Below are 17473 nucleotides of genomic sequence, written 5' to 3'. Positions count from 1 at the left end.
TAGAAAGCGGCAGAGCCGCCTAGAACTGCATTTCTAGGTAGAACCTAGAAACGAGATTACTTAGCTCATATATTAAATAATAAAACGACAAGAAATGGTCGAAATCGCTCACAAATTAACATCAAAAAAATCCTACTTACAAAAAGCTTATCTCAGCAGATTTCCCTATAATCTTGTGCAGTCAGGAAACTTAGAAAAGTATTACAATCTCCTGACTCATTTTAAGTTCATAGCAGAAAAGATTAACCATCCTGAGTTTGGGGTAGATCCATTGATTAATGATTATGATTTTGTTGATGATCCAGAAGTTTTAACAAATCCAGAGTACAACCCCCATAAGGTAAAAGCGCTGAAATTGATTCAAGGAGCGCTGAAACTGTCAGCGCATGTTTTATGTAAGGATAAAACGCAACTGGTAGAGCAATTATTGGGGCGTTTGATGTCTTTTGAAATGCCTGAGATTCAGGCAATGCTGGAGGTAGCAAAACAGTGCAAAGCTACCCCTTGGTTGCGTCCGTTGACCCCTAACTTAACGTCGCCAGGGGGACGGTTAATCCGCACTCTCGCTGGTCATAGCGCCTCGGTTAATGCAGTCGCACTCACCCCTGATGGCAAGCACGTGATTTCTGGTTCATCGGACAACACACTCAAAATCTGGAATCTGGAAACCGGACAGGAGATGTGTACCCTGACTGGTCATAGCAACTCAGTTAATGCAGTCGCACTCACCCCTGATGGCAAGCACGTGATTTCTGGTTCAGGGGACAAGACAATCAAAATCTGGAATCTGGAAACTGGACAGGAGAAGTTTACCCTCACTGGTCATAGCAGATGGGTTAATGCAGTCGCCGTCACTCCTGATGGCAAGTACGTGATTTCTGGTTCAAATGACAATACACTCAAAATCTGGAATCTGGAAACGGGACAGGAGAAGTCTACCCTCACTGGTCATAGCCACTGGGTTGAAGCCGTCGCACTCACCCCTGATGGCAAGCATGTGATTTCTGGTTCAGGTGACAAGACACTCAAAGTTTGGAATATGGAAACGGGACAGGAGGAGTCTACTCTCACCGGTCATAGCTCCAGGGTTTATGCAGTCGCTGTCACCTCTGATGGCAAGCAGGTGATTTCTGGTTCCAGGGACAACACACTCAAAGTTTGGAATCTGGAAACGGGACAGCACAAGTCTACTTTCACTGGTCATAGCAGCTGGTTTGAAGCAATCGCTATCACCCCTGATGGCAAGCAGGTGATGTCTGGTTCCAGGGACAACACACTTGAAGTCTGGAATTTGGAAACGGGACAGCACAAGTCTACTTTCACTGGTCATAGCAGCTGGGTTGAAGCAGTCGCACTCACCCCTGATGGCAAGCAGGTGATTTCTGGTTCCAGGGACAACACACTCAAAGTCTCGAATCTGGAAACGGGACAGGACAAGTCTACCTTCACTGGTCATCGCGACTCAGTTTATGCAGTCGCCGTCACCCCTGATGGCAAGCAGGTGATTTCTGGTTCCAGGGATAAGACACTCAAAGTCTGGAATCTGGAAACGGGACAGCACAAGTCTACCTTCACTGGTCATAGCAGCTGGGTTATTGCAGTTGCTGTCACCCCTGATGGCAACCAGGTGATTTCTGGTTCAGGTGACAATACACTCAAAGTCTGGAATCTAGAAACGGGGGAGGAAAAGTGTACCCTCACTGGTCATAGCAACTCAGTTATTGCAGTCGCTGTCATTCCTGATGGCAAGCACGTGATTTCTGGTTCATGGGACAACACAATCAAAGTTTGGAATCTGGAAACGGCGCAGGTCATTGCTAGTTTCACTGGGGATGGTGTGTTACGTTGCTGTACGGTTGCACACGATGGAATGACAATTGTAGCAGGCGAAGTAACAGGACGTATACATTTCCTCCGCCTTGAAGGGATGCAGACGTAACCATGAACACTCTACTTCGATCCCCAACCCAAATCAATTGGCAAACCCGAAGAGTGAACAGTGAACCGTCCTGCACGCGTCATTCACATGTTCGCGTAACTGATAACTGATAGCTGATAACTGATAACTGTTAAATATCAGCCCATTTCCGCAACAAATTGGCATGAGTTTTACAAATCAAGTCAAATTCTGGCGTTATTCCATGCTTCTGAAAAAGGGCTTCGCGTGCAGTTTCTAAATCGAATAAAATTTCTCTTTCTCCAGGATCGCGAATAATACTTTGTACCCAACTAATAGCGGCAAATCTCGTACCTTCAGTTACAGTTGTCACTTGATGCAGTGTTGAAGATGGATAAACAATCATCGAACCTGCTTCTAGTTTGAAAACTTGTTCACCCAAAGAAGTATCAATCATCAATTCTCCGCCAACATAACTGCTAGGAGAGCTGAGAAATAGAGTTAATGAGACATCAGAACGAGTCAAAACTTCATTTCCCATCAGGGCATTATCGGTATGATAACCGTAGTACATTCCCGGTTCATAGCGACTAAATATGATAGGTCGAATAATTTTTGGTCTGACGGCTGCTTGAAATAAGCGATTACGTTGCAGTGCTTGCATCACAATGCTTCTCATTTCTTCTGTGAGTTCATTTGATGGTAGTTGTAGATTATTTTTAACTTCTTTTGCGTACCATCCTGCTGTTTCTTTGCCGTCTCTAAATTCCGAATTTGTTAATTTTGAATGAATTAACTTTAACTCCTCAGAGTTAAGAATATTATCAATACAAATAATCATGATAATAAGTATTTTTTATTTATTTCCAACTATCAAAATAATTTTGTTTATTAACCTGTAAAAACTATCATTTATGGCATGAAAAACGAATAAAGTACTCTCAGTTTATACCTGTGAAATAAAAAAAATATCAACGTTATAGCATTTAGACTTTTAGGAGTTAACTTCTCTCATCAAAACTCAAAATACAGCACATTGCAAATAAATGAAGTACAGTACTGAGATCTAAAAGGCAGACTTATCAACCCTTTTTACTTCTGACTCAGGAATTGCTGAATTCTGAATTCTGCTGTAATTACTTGCCTTCTCCACCTTCACCACGTTCACCCGCTTCACCCGCTTCACCAGCGTCATTTGATTTTGTAGGTGCTTTAGTTTGTTCCGTTTTAGGGGTATTTTCCGTTCCTTCGCCACCTTCACCCCCTTCCCCAGCATCGTTTGCTGGGCTACAGGCAGCAGTAGTACCTACGAGACCTAGGGCAAGAAATAATGCAATTGCTTTTTTAGAACCCATAATAGACTCCCTAGTTGCTTGTGAATAATTGCACATTGTTAATTGTACAAAATCAGGCAGTTACAAACGATAAACAAGCACTTAATTTTTGCTAGAGACAAAATACTCTATGAACACGCCACCTCTAAAACGCACAAAAAGAGAAACCCGTTACACTCTGTATCATTTCAGTTTACGTACGTGGTTGAGTTAGCAACTAAATATTTTTTCTACAGTTTATAACATTCAATCAACATAATACTATGATGGCGGGAGTCGTCAATGCTGCACCTGCAATTTTGTGTTTTCAATAAAATATTCAACAGGCTACAGAAACTATCAAATTCGATGATAGATTTTTACGTCTACCATGCGAGAATCTCAATATAATCAGGGTTGTGGTGGAGCTATGAATCTTTTCATTATCTTAAAGCTGCTTTCAAGCATCACAAGTTTTTTTCGTCAATCTATCAAGGTACTGAAGCTAGATTCAGCCAAAATTTTTGCTGTGCTATTTACTTTTAGTTTGTGCCTAAGTTTGAGCTTTTCTGCTTTTAGTCCGAGTTATGCAAAAAGTTCTACTCAAAATTCTGGTGCGAATCCTGGAGCGAATACTTCAATCGCTGCTGTTAACGTTGTGCGGATGGGTTATCAAAAATCTGCAGTTCTCGCTTTGGTGAAGCAACAAGGCACTTTAGAAAAACAATTGTCCCCTTCTGGGGTTAGTGTCAAGTGGCTAGAATTTCCCTCTGGTCCTCCGATGATGGAAGCCTTGAATGCAAACAGTATCGACTTCGCGGCTGTAGGTGAGGGACCACCAGTATTTGCTCAATCAGCTGGTGTTCCACTGGTGTATGTTGGTAACTCTTCAGCAAGTCCAGAAGGTTTAGCAATTCTAGTTCGCAATAATTCGCCAATTAAGACTCTAGCCGACCTCAAAGGTAAAAAAGTTGCCGTTGCTAAAGGTTCAAGCGCTCATTTCTTGTTGGTGCAAGCGTTGTCATCTACAGGATTACAGTACAGTGACATTCAGCCGACTTATCTTTCTCCAGCAGATGCTCGTGCTGTCTTTGAACAAGGCAAGATTGATGCTTGGGGAATATGGGACCCATTTCTAGCAGCAGCTCAAAAGAGTGGAGGAGCGCGGATATTAAGAGATGCTAAGGGTTTGGCGTCATGGAGGGAATTTTATGTGACGTCGCGAAGCTTTGCGGACGCAAACCCACAGCTTGTCAAGCAAATTCTCGAATCAGTTGACAAGGTAGGGAAGTGGGCAAAGAAAAATCACCGCCAAGTTGCTGAAGTATTATCGCCGCAAATGGGTATTGATGTTGCTTCGTTAGAGTTAGCAGAAACTCGCCGCAAACGCTACGATGTACTACCCTTTAGCAATGAAGTGGTTGCAGAGCAACAAAAAGTTGCTGATACTTTCTTAAGTCAGAAATTAATACCCAAACAAATCAAAGTAGCAGATGCTGTTTGGAAACCTAAATAGTGATATAGCAACGAACGCTTAACAGGCATGTGAAAGTATCGTAGTGTTGGTATTTTCTCATTAGTTCATGTCTTAATCTACCTGGCAACTGCTATAACTAAGTGGCTCAATAATTTCAGCCCAGTCATTATGCTCAAATTCATGTATTCGTAAGCGTGAGACAAATAATTTTGACGCATAAATATGGGGTGAGATGATGCGTATGAATGCAAGCCACTCATCAAATAAAACTGCTATAGCGTGGTATTCAGAATAGATGGAAATGTTTGATTGTTTTAGTAGTTCAAACAGATATAGTAATCCTAAATCCTGAGCCGCAACGGGCACAACTCGCATTTGTGAAATATTCGATTGAGGCTGTAAAAAGTCTAGTGTCCTTAGTTAAAAGTAGAAAAAAAAGACAAATAACTAAGGACGTTCATAATCATGAATTTTACAACTCAAAGAAGACTGCTATAAAAACGTAATTAATAATGAGCACAGAGGAACATGGAATTACTTTGGTTTATTCCAACACATGGAGATGGTCGTTATTTAGCAACAGCAATTGGTGGTCGCGAATGTAATTTTTCTTACTTTCAGCAAATTGCTCAAGCTGTAGATAATTTGGGATTTTCTGGGGCTTTGCTACCCACTGGACGCTCTTGTGAAGATGCTTGGGTATTGGCTTCGTCTCTGATTGCTGTGACTCGTCAAATGCGTTTTATGATTGCAATCCGTCCTGGGTTAATGTCTCCTGGATTGTCAGCACGAATGGCAGCGACATTTGACCGCGTATCTAACGGACGCTTGCAAATTCACGTTGTAACTGGTGGTGATCCCGTAGAATTGGCAGGGGATGGCGTGCATCTTTCTCATGATGAGCGTTATGAATTAACCGACGAATTTTTGAGAGTGTGGAAAGACATTTCAAGTGGTTTAGAAATTAACTTTAGTGGGAAGTATTTCCAGATAAAAGGTGGTAAACTATTATTTACTTCTGTACAAAAACCTCATCCACCCTTATGGTTTGGAGGTTCGTCATTTGTTGCACAACAGATTGCTGCTAAGCATGTTGATGTCTATCTGACTTGGGGAGAACCACCGCAACAAGTGGCAGAAAAAATTGCATCTGTGCGTAAATTAGCAGCAGAACAGGGCAGAACTCTACGCTTTGGTATTCGGCTACATGTTATTGTGCGGGATACTGAAACTCAAGCTTGGGACGCAGCAAATGATCTGATTAAATATGTGAGTGATGAGGCGATCGCCAATGCACAAAAAATCTTTGCCAGAATGGATTCTGAAGGACAGCGCCGGATGACGCAGCTGCACAATGGCGATCGCAAAGCACTAGAAATCAGCCCCAACTTATGGACAGGAGTCGGCTTAGTGCGCGGTGGTGCTGGTACCGCTTTGGTAGGAGATTCTGACACCGTCATTGCCAGAATGGAGGAGTATGCAAAACTGGGAATTGATATCTTTATTCTTTCTGGTTATCCTCACTTAGAAGAAGCCTATCGAGTTGCTGAATTACTATTTCCTCGCCTACCGCTGCAAAAACCGTCTAATATAAATCAAACACAAATGTTCAGTCCTGTTGGCGAACTTATTGGCTTTGAAAACTTTCCAAAACAGCAATAACAGATAGTCCAAGGGACCTGGATAATGAAAATCAAATTTCTCAAGCCATACTTCGATAGATTAGCTCCTTGGTGCGTCCCTCTTCTGTTAGTTGTCGTTTGGCAGTTACTTGTGCAATTTGGTTTTGTTTCTCAAAGAGTATTACCTGCTCCCACAAATGTTTTCCTGGCAGGAATTCGTCTTGCTAAATCGGGAGAACTTTTTTTTCACCTTGGCATTAGCGCACAACGGGCAGTTCTTGGGTTTTTAATTGGTGGTAGCATTGCTTTTGTTTTGGGATTATTAAATGGCATCCTTCCCATAGCAGAAAAGTTGTTAGATACACCGATTCAAATGTTGCGTAACATTCCGCATTTAGCCATGATTCCCTTGGTTATCTTATGGTTTGGAGTTGGAGAAGAAGGGAGGATTTTTTTGGTTGCGATCGGTGTATCGTTTCCCATTTATATAAATACGTTTCATGGTGTCCGAACCGTTGATCCAAACTTGATTGAGATGGGAAAAGTATACGGACTCAAGCCTTGGTCTTTGTTTTGGGAAATCATTTTTCCTGGCGCATTGCCCTCAGTTTTGATTGGCGTACGTTACGCTTTGGGAGTTATGTGGTTGACTCTGATTGTTGCTGAGACAATTTCTTATGACTCTGGGATCGGTTATATGGCCATGAATGCTCGTGAATTTATGCAAACGGATGTAGTCGTCTTGAGCATTCTACTCTATGCATTGTTAGGAAAGTTAGCAGATGTATTTGCAAAATTTTTAGAAAAGAAATTGCTTTCTTGGCATCCTAGTTACCAAAATCTCTAACCCAAAGTTGATAGGAGTTTTTTATGATTAAATCCAAGCGCGTAGGAGTCGATTTAAAAGTAATCGGTCTAAGTAAAACCTTTGGGAATATTCGTGTATTGCAAAACTTGGATTTAGAAATAGCTAAAGGGGAATTTGTAGCGATTGTTGGGCGTAGTGGCTGTGGAAAAACTACCCTATTAAAGCTATTAGCAGGATTGGAACCCCCAAGTGACGGCAGTATATTACTTGATGGCAAGCAATTGCGTAAGCTCAATCCAGAAACACGAGTGATGTTTCAGGATGCTCGTCTTTTAATGTGGAAGCGAGTGATAGAAAATGTAGGCTTGGGATTAAAGGAACACTGGCGACAAAAGGCACATTGGGCTTTAGAACAAGTCGGACTTGGAGAACGTGCTTTTGAATGGCCGAGTGTGCTTTCAGGAGGACAACGCCAACGGGTAGCACTGGCAAGAGCATTGGTGAGTGAACCACGTTTACTCTTACTAGATGAGCCTTTGGGAGCGTTGGATGCCCTAACTCGGATTGAGATGCAGCGTCTGATAGAAGACATCTGGCAACAACAGCAGTTTACTGCATTATTAATTACTCATGATGTAGAAGAGGCAGTTACTTTAGCTGATAGAATTATTCTCATAGAACGAGGTGAAGTGGCTATGAATTTATCTGTGCCCCTGGCTCGTCCTCGTCAGCGAAGTGATGCTATATTTGCAACATTAGTCGATAAAATCTTGGAGCGGGTGTTAAGTACAAAACCCAGTTCCGAAAAATCGACAAAAGGGGAATCTACCATAGCACCAATTGCTACCTACAACATACTCCCCTAAAAATGAAATGAATACTGACGAATCGAATAACAAGGGAAACATCATCTGTGGTCGATGTGCCTACGATGCAAATCCTCGTGGGGCTACACATTGTCAAAAGTGTGGTACGCCCCTTGTTATAGCTTCTGTACCTAACAGCGATCCCAGCCCTGCCTCTGATTCTACACTGCTCGTAGGTGGGATTAGTGTAGTAGCCACAGTGTTATTTTTTGCTATCGGAGGTTATTTTTTCTGGCAGCAAGTCCGAGTAGCTTCAACCCCAAGCAATCTCAACAATTCTGCCGATAACATTTCCTCGGATATCCGACTCTATAATTCTAGGAAGGAAGTTCCGAAGGTGCCCGAAGGAACATTCAATTACGGTGGTGCTGTCGTCTTCGCACCTCTGAGGAACAGTTTACATAAGGCTATCAATCAAGTTTACCCAAAGTTTGGGTTGCGGTTTACCGAACCTAAGTACAACAACCCTGGTCAAAATACTGGGATCACTATGTTGCTTGATGGCGAACTCAGCTTTGCCCAGTCTTCTAAGCCATTAGAGGATACTCATTACAGCAAGGCAAAAGAACGTGGTTTTTCCCTACAGCAGGTGGCAATAGGTATCGACGGCTTCCTGTTGTTTACCCATCCAGATGTGTCTATCCCTGGACTTGCTGTTGAGCAAGTTAAAGATATTTTTAAAGGAAAAATCACCAATTGGAACCAGGTGGGAGGACCGGACTTAGCAATCACAGCTTTTGCTTTCAACCCGAAGTTTGGTTCCTCACTCAACATTCTTCTTGGTCCAGAATTGGATCAACTCAGTCCTAAAGTACAGTTTATGCGCGATTACACTGATGGTGTTCGTAAAGTTTCCTCAATTCGAGGTGCGATCGGCATTGGCTCTACTGGAGCAATTCTCGGTCAAAAGTCAATCGGCCCTCTTGCGATCGCTCATGGCAACTCTAAGAGTTACGTGCCACCCTTTACAGATGATGGCAAGCAGGTTAACGCTACAGCTTTGCGGGATGGCACATACCCCCTGACTAGGCGTCTGTTTATAGTCATTCGCCGAGACGGTACTATCGATGAGGCTGCTGGAGTAGCATATACTAATCTGTTGCTGTCTCAAGAAGGACAGCAGTATATTGAGAAGGCTGGTTTCGTTCCTATTCGTAATTAGTATAGGAATCCGGTTTGGTTTATGTTAGCTTGCGTGGCAAAGCCATAGGAACTCGTCTCGCTAGGAAACGCTCAACGCTTAACAGTGAACAATTGATAACTGATAACTAATAATTGGTAACTGATAACTGATGAGTTAATTGTCTATCGGCATGACATCATGAAAGCGGGAGTAGTCAATGCTGCGCTTGCCATCCCGTGTCTTCGATAAAATATCGACAAACCGCATATTCCAAAGAATTTGCTTTGGAATATACGAGTGACGGGCATGGATAGTTTGGGATACAGTTTCATCAAGCCCAGTGAAGGTGACTATCACTTCCATCTCATCCTCAACCATCTCCTCTGTTGAGACTCCGTACAAAGGACTGCTCTCGTCTATTGGGTGCATGATTGTCCAAGTCAGGGCAAAAAGTGGAGAATGATTGCGAAGCAAATGCACATCATAAAATCGACGCATCAGATCTCCTTCTTTGGTGATTTGGGTGCGTACCAAGCTGACTCTGACTTGTGCTTCTAAAATCCAGTTTTGACGTTCATTGGCAACCCGCAACATGAGAGTTGGTATACCGTTATACGGGGTAATTATCGCTACATGGCTAAACAAGACTCGCGCTGTGGGAAGAGAAAAGCGAGCAAACATTAACCCAGTTGCCATCGCCAACCCCATCAGCCCTAACAGTGATTCGATAGTCACTAAGATGTTAGCATAAAGTGTTTTGGGATACATTGCGCCATAGCCGATAGATGCCATAGTCTGGACACTGAAAAAAAAGACATCCAGGAAATTACCCGGACGCGCATTTTCAATACCATTGCCTCCTGCAAGATATGCCAAGGCAAACAAAGCGTTAGCGAGTATATACCCAAAACTGATAAGTCCTAGAGTTTTATACCAGCAAAGAGTGAGTAGCACATGATATGGATCCCGCCAATGGTTGTTGGATGCACCTATACGCACTACGTTGTAGCTGCCCTCCCGGTTAATCTTCCGAGTTTTTGGGATTTTTCCACGGGTCTTTTTCATCGACGACTGAGTTATGGTAGTTGGAAGTAAGGATGTTTATTACTTATTATCTAATTAAATACCAGCGAAATCTTCTAGAGGAGCGATCGCATATATTCCCTTGTCATCGCTTCTCTAGACCAAAAGCCAGCAAATCTCTGTCAATAAACAATTGCGACTTATTTAAATCAGTCGCTCACCTGTTTCAATTGCACCTAAAGCTTTCAAAGAAGATTTCTCTGCATCTGTTAAACCAGTAATACCTGTAATTTCCATGCGCTCATAAAGTCGGTCAGACTTCAGTTGGCGTAGTCGGCTACACTTGTGTACATCCCACAACTGAATATTTTCATCTTCACTACCACTAGCAAGTAAGCGACCAATCCCCTCCGGGGACGCTGCGCTAACAGAACTAAACGCCACCGAACGAATTGCTCCTGTATGTCCACGAGTGAGCGGGTCTAAACAAATACCTGTGCTAACTTGCCATAACTTTACAGTTCCATCACCACTACCAGTAGCAAGGGTTTTCCCATCCGGACTAAATGCTACTGAGTAAACTTGCTGAGTGTGCCCTTCTAAAGTTTTTTGGCACTCACCTGTACTGATCTTCCACAGCTTAGCAGTTTGGTCTTCGCTACCACTTGCCAGAAACTCTCCATCAGGACTAAATGCGACCGACCAAACTAAGTTTTTATGATCTGCCAAAGTTGCAATGCATTTCCCTGTGGGAACATCCCAAAGTTTAACAGTATTGTCAGCACTGCCGCTAGCAAGGAGAGTACCTTGAGGACTGAAAGCAACTGTCCACACCCAATGACTATGTCCTTGCAATATTTTGAGACATTCACCTGTGCAAGTATCCCAGATCCTCACAGTTTGATCTTCGCTACTGCTAGCAAGAGTTTTTCCATCTGGACTGAAAACCACTGTCCACACCCAGTTCGTGTGTCCTGTAAGAGTGTTTAAGCACTTGCTCTGACTTACATCTTGAACATCCCAAAGCTTGATATTATTATCACCACCGGCGCTCGCAAGAATTTGTCCATTTGGATTAAAGGCAACCGAACGAACGTGTCCTTGATGTTTCCCCACAAAGTGGGATTTTCCTGTACGTAATTCCCACAGGATTATTGTGTAGTCATCAAGACCACTCGCTAGAACTTGGTTGTCTGGACTAAATGCGACTGAATAGACACCACGGGTATAACCTTGCAATACATTGAGAGAGTTGCCTGTTGCTACATCCCAAAGCCTTGCTGTTTGATCATCACTGCTGCTGATGAGTGTGCGCCCATCGGGACTAAAGGCGATCGACCATACTTGGCTACTATGCCCTCGTAAGGTTCTCAGACATTTACTTGTCTCAATATCCCATAACTTGATTGTTCGGTCTTCGCCACAGCTGGCAATGATTTTCCCATCTGGACTAAAGCGGACAGAGTATACTGTTTTGCTATGCCCATTTAAGGATTTCTTACACTTTCCTGTGATAATGTCCCAAAGTTTGATAGTTTGGTCTTCGCTGCTACTTGCTAGTATTTGCCCATTTGGACTAAAACTCACAGAGTAAACTTCGCTACTATGTCCTTTTAGGGTTTTTAAACATTCACCCGTATTAATATCCCAGAGCTTGATTGTACCATCAGCGCTGCTACTAGCAAGGATGTCATATTGAACAGGATTGAAGGTGACGGACCAAACCCAATCCGTGTGACCATAGAGGATTTTTAAGCACTGTCTAGTGCTCACATCCCACAATCTAATGGTTTGATCTTCACTAGCGCTTGCCAAGATAGTGCCTTGAGGATTAAAGGCAACAGAATATACTTTATTAGTATGTTCTGTCAATGTATGAAGACACTCGCCTGTGTCTACATTCCATAATTTAATAGCGTAATCTGCACCACCGCTGGCTAGAATTTGGTTATCTGGACTAAAGGCAAATGACCAGACCCAAGCAGTGTGACCCTTATAAATACGGAGTTGTTTGGTATCTGAAGTTCGCCACAGACGCACTTCTCCATTAATTGCACCTGTGGCAAAAAACTCTCCATTTGTGCTAAATCTGACTGATACCAGACTTGACAATGTTTCAGTAAATACCGAACTCGTTAGATCAGCATTTGTAAAGCTAGTATCCTGTAAATTGACATCTTTAAAATATGTCTGACTGATACTCAGATTGGAAAAATCACGCCCACTCAAATCAATTCTTGATTGATCAATCTGAAGTTGACGCAGCAGATTGATCAAGTTTCCAGCAGCATATCCCCTCTGTAAAGGAGATTGCTGTTGTAAGTGGGCTAGCATCCGACGTAACTTGGATTCTAGTTCTTTGCCAAAAGCACTCAGTAGCTTTTTTGTAACTGGTTCAAGAATTAATCGCTCTTGTGTTTTGCGAATATAGTCAAGCGATCGCGCTTTCATCAGTGGATAATTGTCAATAACTCCTAGACAATTTCCTAGACGCATTTCTTGATATGCCTTTTCAATCAATTGCTCTGTGATATATTCCATCACAACAGACTGCTGGCGAAACCTGCCGGAACCTGCTTCTTTTTCAATGAGAGAGCGCCGTAATAGAGACTCTACAGCTTCTAATATACTGATTGCTGGCTGCTGTGTTGTGATTAAGTCATCTTTGAGTTCTTTAAGAGAAACATATTCACGATGAATTGCTAGCCAGTACATCAGTTGTTTTTCCAACTCCGACAGGCGATTAAATTGTTGGTCTAAAAGAGAGCGAATATCTCCATAAACTGCTGTTTCCTGCTGAATTTGGTTTAAAAATTCAGTAATGTTATTGCTAAATAAGTTATAGATGGTGGTAGCGACAATTTTTAACGCTAAGGGGTTGCCAGAATATCGCTCCACTAATTCCCTTAACTGATTATCTGGACAGGAAAACCCCTTATCTTTCAGCATTGCCTTAGCTTCTTCTAGGTTTAGTCCCAAAAGGTGCAACACTTTTACTGGTAGGTTTTTTCCTTCTAGCAGTGCAACTTGCTTGGGCTTTTCCCGGCTTATGAGCAGTAAACAACTCTTATGTCCCGCTTCTGCCACTTTTTTAAACAAGTAGCCGTATTTCTCATACGTAGGTTGGTATTCTCCGGCTCTTTCGTAAGTACTGCCTGCGCTGCTACGCAGCACTGCTTCTACTTTATCTAAAACCACTAAACAACGATGTTTCCGCAAAACCTCAATCAGCCGTAGTATCTTGCTGTTATCGTTATCTGGTATGTCAGGTTCACTACCTTTAGGTAAAAATCGTAGCAGCTGTGTGAGAAGCTCACCTACAGCTGGAGTATTGTTTAGCGATCGCCAAATGAGATAATCAAAATTTTTCTGCACTTTTTTGGCAACTTGTGCTGCGAATACAGTTTTGCCAATGCCTCCTATTCCTAACACCGCTACTAGCCGACAGCGAACAGAACTATCACCCACAATCCACTGTTCTAACTCTGAAATTTCCTTGTCTCGACCCCAAAAACCATCTACATCAACTGCTTCTCCCCAATCTTCTTGGGGTATTCTGTCAATTGTTTTACTTGCTTGATATTGTGCTAAGAGCTTTTGTTTGAGGTTATTGAGTTTTTTGTTGCCACTGCCTTCTATTCCTAATTTACGGTAGTTTTCTCCTAATCTTTTTCTGACTGCTGCTTGAGAAATCTCCAACTTGGAAGCTATCTGCGCACCTGAGAAGTCATTCAATGCCAAGAGCAGGGCATCTAGCTCTGTCTTAGTTACACCAGAGTTAGTTGCGAACTCTATGATGAAATTTTCTGGAAGCTGAGACATATGGGCAGCATCCTCCATTTTACCCTTACTCCATACAACATATTAGTATGTGAGATAATTTTTTATAGCATGGCTGAATAATTCAGAAAAGAGTATATGGTATGTTGGGACTGCATCACTCTGTTTCATGAACTTTTTTTCATTTTCCACTCTCTTTTTTTCTCACATACAGTGATAATAACGATGTCGCAATAAAACTCACTTATTCTATAGCTATACGCGACATATCAAAGAATGTTGTTTTTTAGAAGACTAATAAAGCAGATTTTACGATATAGACTGATTTTTCATCATAAATAAGATGGTTTTACCCATAAAATCAGATAATTTTATAGAAAAACGTAACTTTTCTTGTTTTATCGCATTTATCTCCTAAGCAGTTTTTTGTATCAAAGGTAACTAAAATAATTATATACGTGTGAGAACAGTATAGTCAAATAGTATACGATACTTCATAAAAGCCTCTACATGGAGCAGAATATTTTTTTAAAACTTGCTCAGGAGAAAAAAAATGTTTATACTTATATGTAACTTAGATATATGTGAGGTAAGCAGTAACAGTCTTGTTTCTTTTGAATCTAAATAATTTACGGCTTTCCATCACAAGATAATTGCAGTCGAGATTAACGGTCAACCTCACGGAGCAACTGATATGACCTTCTCACGCTCACGATTTCCTGAGTTTTTCAGCGGTTTTAGTGGCATCAAAATGCAGTTAAAAATTGGAGATTCGCCTTTGGAAGCCTTGCCAATGGTCACACTACAAGAACAAGGAAAGCAAGATAATTTTTTGGAGCAACCCTGCTTGATTGAATTGCACCCAGTTTTTTCTCACATGAGCTTTCTACTGATTGAGGCATTGTCTGCGACTCAACATGGTGAGTTCATCACCCGTAGTAAAAAAGGTAATTACGAAACTATTGTTGAACTTGGTGGACACATAAGTCACCGCTACCATCTTGATCACAAGGAACTGCAAGAAATCCAACAGATGTACGAACACATTCTAGAAAATTGGATTGCATGGAGGTTATCTCATAAAAAAACCTAAAAAGCTGCATCCAATTTCTACAGCTACTTGAGAGTTCAGAAAATATACAAGAGCTGAGGCGGACTTAATAGTACAACAAAATATCTACAAATTATGAGACATTTGGCTTTCGAGAAACGAGAAGTTTACAAGCCGGAGATGTGATAAAAGCACATCCCGGCTTTTTGCTTAAATCCAATTTACATGGAGAACAGGAACTATGAAACCAAATCAGAATAGTCGCCTATTTAGATTGGCTGCTTATTTTCTCAAATTTTTTGTACTAGGACTCTTCGGCTTTGCGATCGCCTATATTGTGTTAATGACTTTTGGCGCAGCAAAGATTGCTTTCATGCTGTCGTCGCTATTTGTGAGCTTAGTTTGGCGATTGGGACTTATCCTATTTTGCGTGATAGCAATAACAGTCATTTTTGATTCCTTCCGTTAAGCTAATTTAGTACTTACTCAGCCCAGCTTAAAGTATCACCAATTCCCACTGTACCACCATTGATAACCTGCGCCAAAACACCCGTCTGTGTGTGTTGAAAATTCTTTTGTAGCAAACTTAACAAGGAGATATCACGTTCTCCTGTTTCTGGATTCACTTCTATATTTAAGCAGCGATTAATCCTGGCTGTAATAGCAATTCGTGCTGTACCAAGCTGCATTTCTTTGCCTACCCAGTCAAATTCTCCCCAAGCGGGTACAGCATCTAAAACAATATTAGGACGAAACCGACGAACATCTACTTGTTGTCCTGCTATCTCACTCAAATGGTTGAGAGTTGCTTGACTGACAAGAGAAATATGCACGGCTTCCCTGTCAGGGTATCGAGTTTTGCCAAACTCTCCCACAACTTGCAAGGGTGCGCGGTTTGGATGTCTCGCAGCTTGATTAGGGGAAATTCCTGCAAGGTATCCTGTGAAGAAGGTTGCAATGCTGTCGCGTCCACTTGTGCTAGTCGTATCAGCAACTAATAACTCCACACCCTTGCGCTTCACTGTAAAGGTGCTAGTAGCTGCTTCATAATCACAATCTAACGCTGCTAGTCCTCCCCAGTCATTTTGCATGGCGAAGTTGTGCTTCTTCATCCAAGGTACTTTTGTTGAGTCGGGATATTGTGCGTCTTCTTTGAACATTAAGCCGAAAGAGCGATCGCCCGGAATACCATGTCCAACTTGCAACTCAACGCAAGCACATTTCTGGGCGCTCAAACCTTTAAATGGATAGATAAATAACTCTTGGACACAAATCTTAGTCATTGGAAATTAGTTGTTAATTATTTGGCTTGTAATGAGCGTTTCAGCGCTCATTACGAACCCTTCGACTACGGTCAGGGTAAACCCTTTATTCATTTTGACTAATCTTTTACAGAACCCATCGATTTTTGTGCAACTGACTGCTTTTTAGGACGACTATTTCCTCCACCCATGATGCTGCGGAAATACAAACCTCCAACTGTTCCTAAAAACAGGACATATCCCACAGCTTGCACAACATAAAGATATTGCCTGTAACCAAATAAGGCTTGAAAAATAACGCCAGGGAACTTTTCATCAGGCAAGATGTTGGAAGTATTCCAAACCATTGGACCTAAGATACAAGAGTGAATTCTTGTGAACCGTTCGTAATAAAAACAAAGACCTTCCGAGGCGCGATTACTAAGAGCAAGGGTTGCAAAAGCTTCGTCAAACTTCTGCAAAGAAGTCACCACTAACCCCGCCACAATTAACACCAAGAAAATACCCATGACTTGGAAAAATTGGCGGATATTAATTTTAACACCCCATTTAAATAAAAGCACACCAATTCCCGCTGCGACTGCAATACCAGCAAGAGCGCCAAAAGCAGGAAAAAGCCCTTGTTGAAGGTTAGCAGCAACGAACAAAACCGTTTCAAAACCTTCCCGTACAACGGCAATAAATACTAAACTGAAAACACCCCAACCAGCAACCTTATTCTGCTTTAAAGCATCTGTTACTGCTCCTTCAACTTGAGCCTTCATAAATCTGGCTTGTTTGGTCATCCAGATTAGCATCCAGCTGAGCATAACGATCGCCAACAGACTGAACACACCTTCCATCATTGGCTCAACCACGGTTGAGTATTGAGGATTAATTGCACTGAGTGCTTGAACCACCCAAGTGAAAAGAAAACCTATGAGTGCGCTGACAATAATGCCAACGCCGACACCAGCATAAACCCAAGGGTTCAGACGAGATTGCTTAGCTTTTTTTAGCAAAGCTAGTACAATGCCAACTACGAGAGCAGCTTCTACTCCTTCTCGGAGTGTAATCACAAAAGTGGGTAAGGCAGCACTAAAGTTCATTATTTGTCCTTTTTCTTTTGTTCTGGGTGCGAATGAGGCAGTGCACCTTTGCGACTTTAAGCGTTGAGTGCACCCGCCGTTCATGAGTGGTTTTATTTCACTCATGACTAATGACTAAATAACCAATAACTATTTAGTGAAATCGCGTAACATCTTTTTCACT

The 17473-nt window shown here is 42.0% G+C and carries 15 protein-coding genes; 8 read left to right on the top strand and 7 right to left on the bottom strand.

Features of this window, described 5'->3' with window-relative positions; genetic code table 11:
* The first annotated feature begins 94 nt into the window (after positions 1 to 94).
* Complete coding sequence (locus AC5590_RS18625) at positions 95 to 1939, top strand: WD40 repeat domain-containing protein (protein ID WP_169264989.1); 1845 nt, start codon at positions 95 to 97, stop codon at positions 1937 to 1939.
* A 130-nt stretch (positions 1940 to 2069) separates the two neighbouring features.
* Here the strand turns inward: AC5590_RS18625 and AC5590_RS18620 are convergent, their stop codons facing one another.
* Positions 2070 to 2738 carry a Fe2+-dependent dioxygenase gene (locus tag AC5590_RS18620; protein WP_169264988.1) on the bottom strand — a complete coding sequence of 223 codons (669 nt, stop codon included), beginning with the start codon at positions 2736 to 2738 and terminating at the stop codon, positions 2070 to 2072.
* Between the two features lie 295 nt (positions 2739 to 3033).
* Positions 3034 to 3252, bottom strand: a complete 219-nt coding sequence (locus tag AC5590_RS18615; protein ID WP_169264987.1) for a hypothetical protein — start codon at positions 3250 to 3252, stop codon at positions 3034 to 3036.
* 349 nt (positions 3253 to 3601) lie between these two features.
* On the opposite strand from AC5590_RS18615, the gene AC5590_RS18610 reads away from it, so the two are divergent.
* Complete coding sequence (locus tag AC5590_RS18610) at positions 3602 to 4726, top strand: sulfonate ABC transporter substrate-binding protein (RefSeq protein WP_248277220.1); 1125 nt, start codon at positions 3602 to 3604, stop codon at positions 4724 to 4726.
* Between the two features lie 72 nt (positions 4727 to 4798).
* Here AC5590_RS18610 and AC5590_RS18605 read toward each other — a convergent pair whose 3' ends face one another.
* Positions 4799 to 5062, bottom strand: coding sequence for a hypothetical protein (locus AC5590_RS18605; RefSeq protein WP_171976249.1), 264 nt, complete (start codon positions 5060 to 5062; stop codon positions 4799 to 4801).
* A gap of 153 nt (positions 5063 to 5215) precedes the next feature.
* On the opposite strand from AC5590_RS18605, the gene ssuD reads away from it, so the two are divergent.
* The 4 genes from ssuD to AC5590_RS18585 are packed head-to-tail and all read left to right on the top strand — an operon-like array spanning position 5216 to position 9145.
* Positions 5216 to 6349 carry an FMNH2-dependent alkanesulfonate monooxygenase gene (gene ssuD, locus AC5590_RS18600; RefSeq protein ID WP_169264986.1) on the top strand — a complete coding sequence of 378 codons (1134 nt, stop codon included), beginning with the start codon at positions 5216 to 5218 and terminating at the stop codon, positions 6347 to 6349.
* Between the two features lie 24 nt (positions 6350 to 6373).
* Complete coding sequence (ssuC, locus tag AC5590_RS18595) at positions 6374 to 7156, top strand: aliphatic sulfonate ABC transporter permease SsuC (RefSeq protein ID WP_169264985.1); 783 nt, start codon at positions 6374 to 6376, stop codon at positions 7154 to 7156.
* Between the two features lie 23 nt (positions 7157 to 7179).
* Positions 7180 to 7983, top strand: a complete 804-nt coding sequence (locus AC5590_RS18590; protein ID WP_169264984.1) for an ATP-binding cassette domain-containing protein — start codon at positions 7180 to 7182, stop codon at positions 7981 to 7983.
* A gap of 7 nt (positions 7984 to 7990) precedes the next feature.
* On the top strand, positions 7991 to 9145 hold the full coding sequence (locus AC5590_RS18585; RefSeq protein WP_169264983.1) for a PstS family phosphate ABC transporter substrate-binding protein: 1155 nt from the start codon (positions 7991 to 7993) through the stop codon (positions 9143 to 9145).
* Positions 9146 to 9280: 135 nt separating this feature from the next.
* Here the strand turns inward: AC5590_RS18585 and AC5590_RS18580 are convergent, their stop codons facing one another.
* Positions 9281 to 10171, bottom strand: a complete 891-nt coding sequence (locus AC5590_RS18580) for an ion channel (protein ID WP_169264982.1) — start codon at positions 10169 to 10171, stop codon at positions 9281 to 9283.
* A 162-nt stretch (positions 10172 to 10333) separates the two neighbouring features.
* Complete coding sequence (locus tag AC5590_RS18575) at positions 10334 to 13969, bottom strand: WD40 domain-containing protein (protein ID WP_169264981.1); 3636 nt, start codon at positions 13967 to 13969, stop codon at positions 10334 to 10336.
* Between the two features lie 634 nt (positions 13970 to 14603).
* Here AC5590_RS18575 and AC5590_RS18570 point away from each other — a divergent pair.
* Positions 14604 to 15002, top strand: coding sequence for a hypothetical protein (locus AC5590_RS18570; protein ID WP_169264980.1), 399 nt, complete (start codon positions 14604 to 14606; stop codon positions 15000 to 15002).
* Between the two features lie 199 nt (positions 15003 to 15201).
* Positions 15202 to 15429, top strand: coding sequence for a hypothetical protein (locus tag AC5590_RS18565; protein WP_169264979.1), 228 nt, complete (start codon positions 15202 to 15204; stop codon positions 15427 to 15429).
* 13 nt (positions 15430 to 15442) lie between these two features.
* On the opposite strand, the gene AC5590_RS18560 is transcribed toward AC5590_RS18565, so the two are convergent.
* Entirely contained in the window at positions 15443 to 16243 is an 801-nt protein-coding gene (locus AC5590_RS18560; protein WP_169264978.1) for an MOSC domain-containing protein, read from the bottom strand.
* Between the two features lie 98 nt (positions 16244 to 16341).
* Positions 16342 to 17310 carry an FTR1 family iron permease gene (locus AC5590_RS18555; RefSeq protein ID WP_169264977.1) on the bottom strand — a complete coding sequence of 323 codons (969 nt, stop codon included), beginning with the start codon at positions 17308 to 17310 and terminating at the stop codon, positions 16342 to 16344.
* Positions 17311 to 17473 lie beyond the last annotated feature (163 nt).

The organism is Brasilonema octagenarum UFV-OR1 (genome assembly GCF_963888615.1).
In the GTDB taxonomy this organism is placed as follows: domain Bacteria; phylum Cyanobacteriota; class Cyanobacteriia; order Cyanobacteriales; family Nostocaceae; genus Brasilonema; species Brasilonema sennae.
The sequence above is the reverse complement of the archived record's forward strand: the minus strand, read 5'-3'. Positions and strand labels throughout refer to the sequence as shown.

What these genes read in the sequence shown, in the direction of transcription:
- AC5590_RS18615 (WP_169264987.1), bottom strand. Translation starts at nt 3,252, where the DNA reads ATGGGTTCTAAAAAAGCAATTGCATTATTTCTTGCCCTAGGTCTCGTA.
- AC5590_RS18570 (WP_169264980.1), top strand. Translation starts at nt 14,604, where the DNA reads ATGACCTTCTCACGCTCACGATTTCCTGAGTTTTTCAGCGGTTTTAGT.
- AC5590_RS18585 (WP_169264983.1), top strand. Translation starts at nt 7,991, where the DNA reads ATGAATACTGACGAATCGAATAACAAGGGAAACATCATCTGTGGTCGA.
- ssuD (WP_169264986.1), top strand. Translation starts at nt 5,216, where the DNA reads ATGGAATTACTTTGGTTTATTCCAACACATGGAGATGGTCGTTATTTA.
- AC5590_RS18620 (WP_169264988.1), bottom strand. Translation starts at nt 2,738, where the DNA reads ATGATTATTTGTATTGATAATATTCTTAACTCTGAGGAGTTAAAGTTA.
- AC5590_RS18590 (WP_169264984.1), top strand. Translation starts at nt 7,180, where the DNA reads ATGATTAAATCCAAGCGCGTAGGAGTCGATTTAAAAGTAATCGGTCTA.
- AC5590_RS18610 (WP_248277220.1), top strand. Translation starts at nt 3,602, where the DNA reads ATGCGAGAATCTCAATATAATCAGGGTTGTGGTGGAGCTATGAATCTT.
- AC5590_RS18560 (WP_169264978.1), bottom strand. Translation starts at nt 16,243, where the DNA reads ATGACTAAGATTTGTGTCCAAGAGTTATTTATCTATCCATTTAAAGGT.
- AC5590_RS18565 (WP_169264979.1), top strand. Translation starts at nt 15,202, where the DNA reads ATGAAACCAAATCAGAATAGTCGCCTATTTAGATTGGCTGCTTATTTT.
- AC5590_RS18575 (WP_169264981.1), bottom strand. Translation starts at nt 13,969, where the DNA reads ATGGAGGATGCTGCCCATATGTCTCAGCTTCCAGAAAATTTCATCATA.
- ssuC (WP_169264985.1), top strand. Translation starts at nt 6,374, where the DNA reads ATGAAAATCAAATTTCTCAAGCCATACTTCGATAGATTAGCTCCTTGG.
- AC5590_RS18605 (WP_171976249.1), bottom strand. Translation starts at nt 5,062, where the DNA reads ATGCGAGTTGTGCCCGTTGCGGCTCAGGATTTAGGATTACTATATCTG.
- AC5590_RS18625 (WP_169264989.1), top strand. Translation starts at nt 95, where the DNA reads ATGGTCGAAATCGCTCACAAATTAACATCAAAAAAATCCTACTTACAA.
- AC5590_RS18580 (WP_169264982.1), bottom strand. Translation starts at nt 10,171, where the DNA reads ATGAAAAAGACCCGTGGAAAAATCCCAAAAACTCGGAAGATTAACCGG.
- AC5590_RS18555 (WP_169264977.1), bottom strand. Translation starts at nt 17,310, where the DNA reads ATGAACTTTAGTGCTGCCTTACCCACTTTTGTGATTACACTCCGAGAA.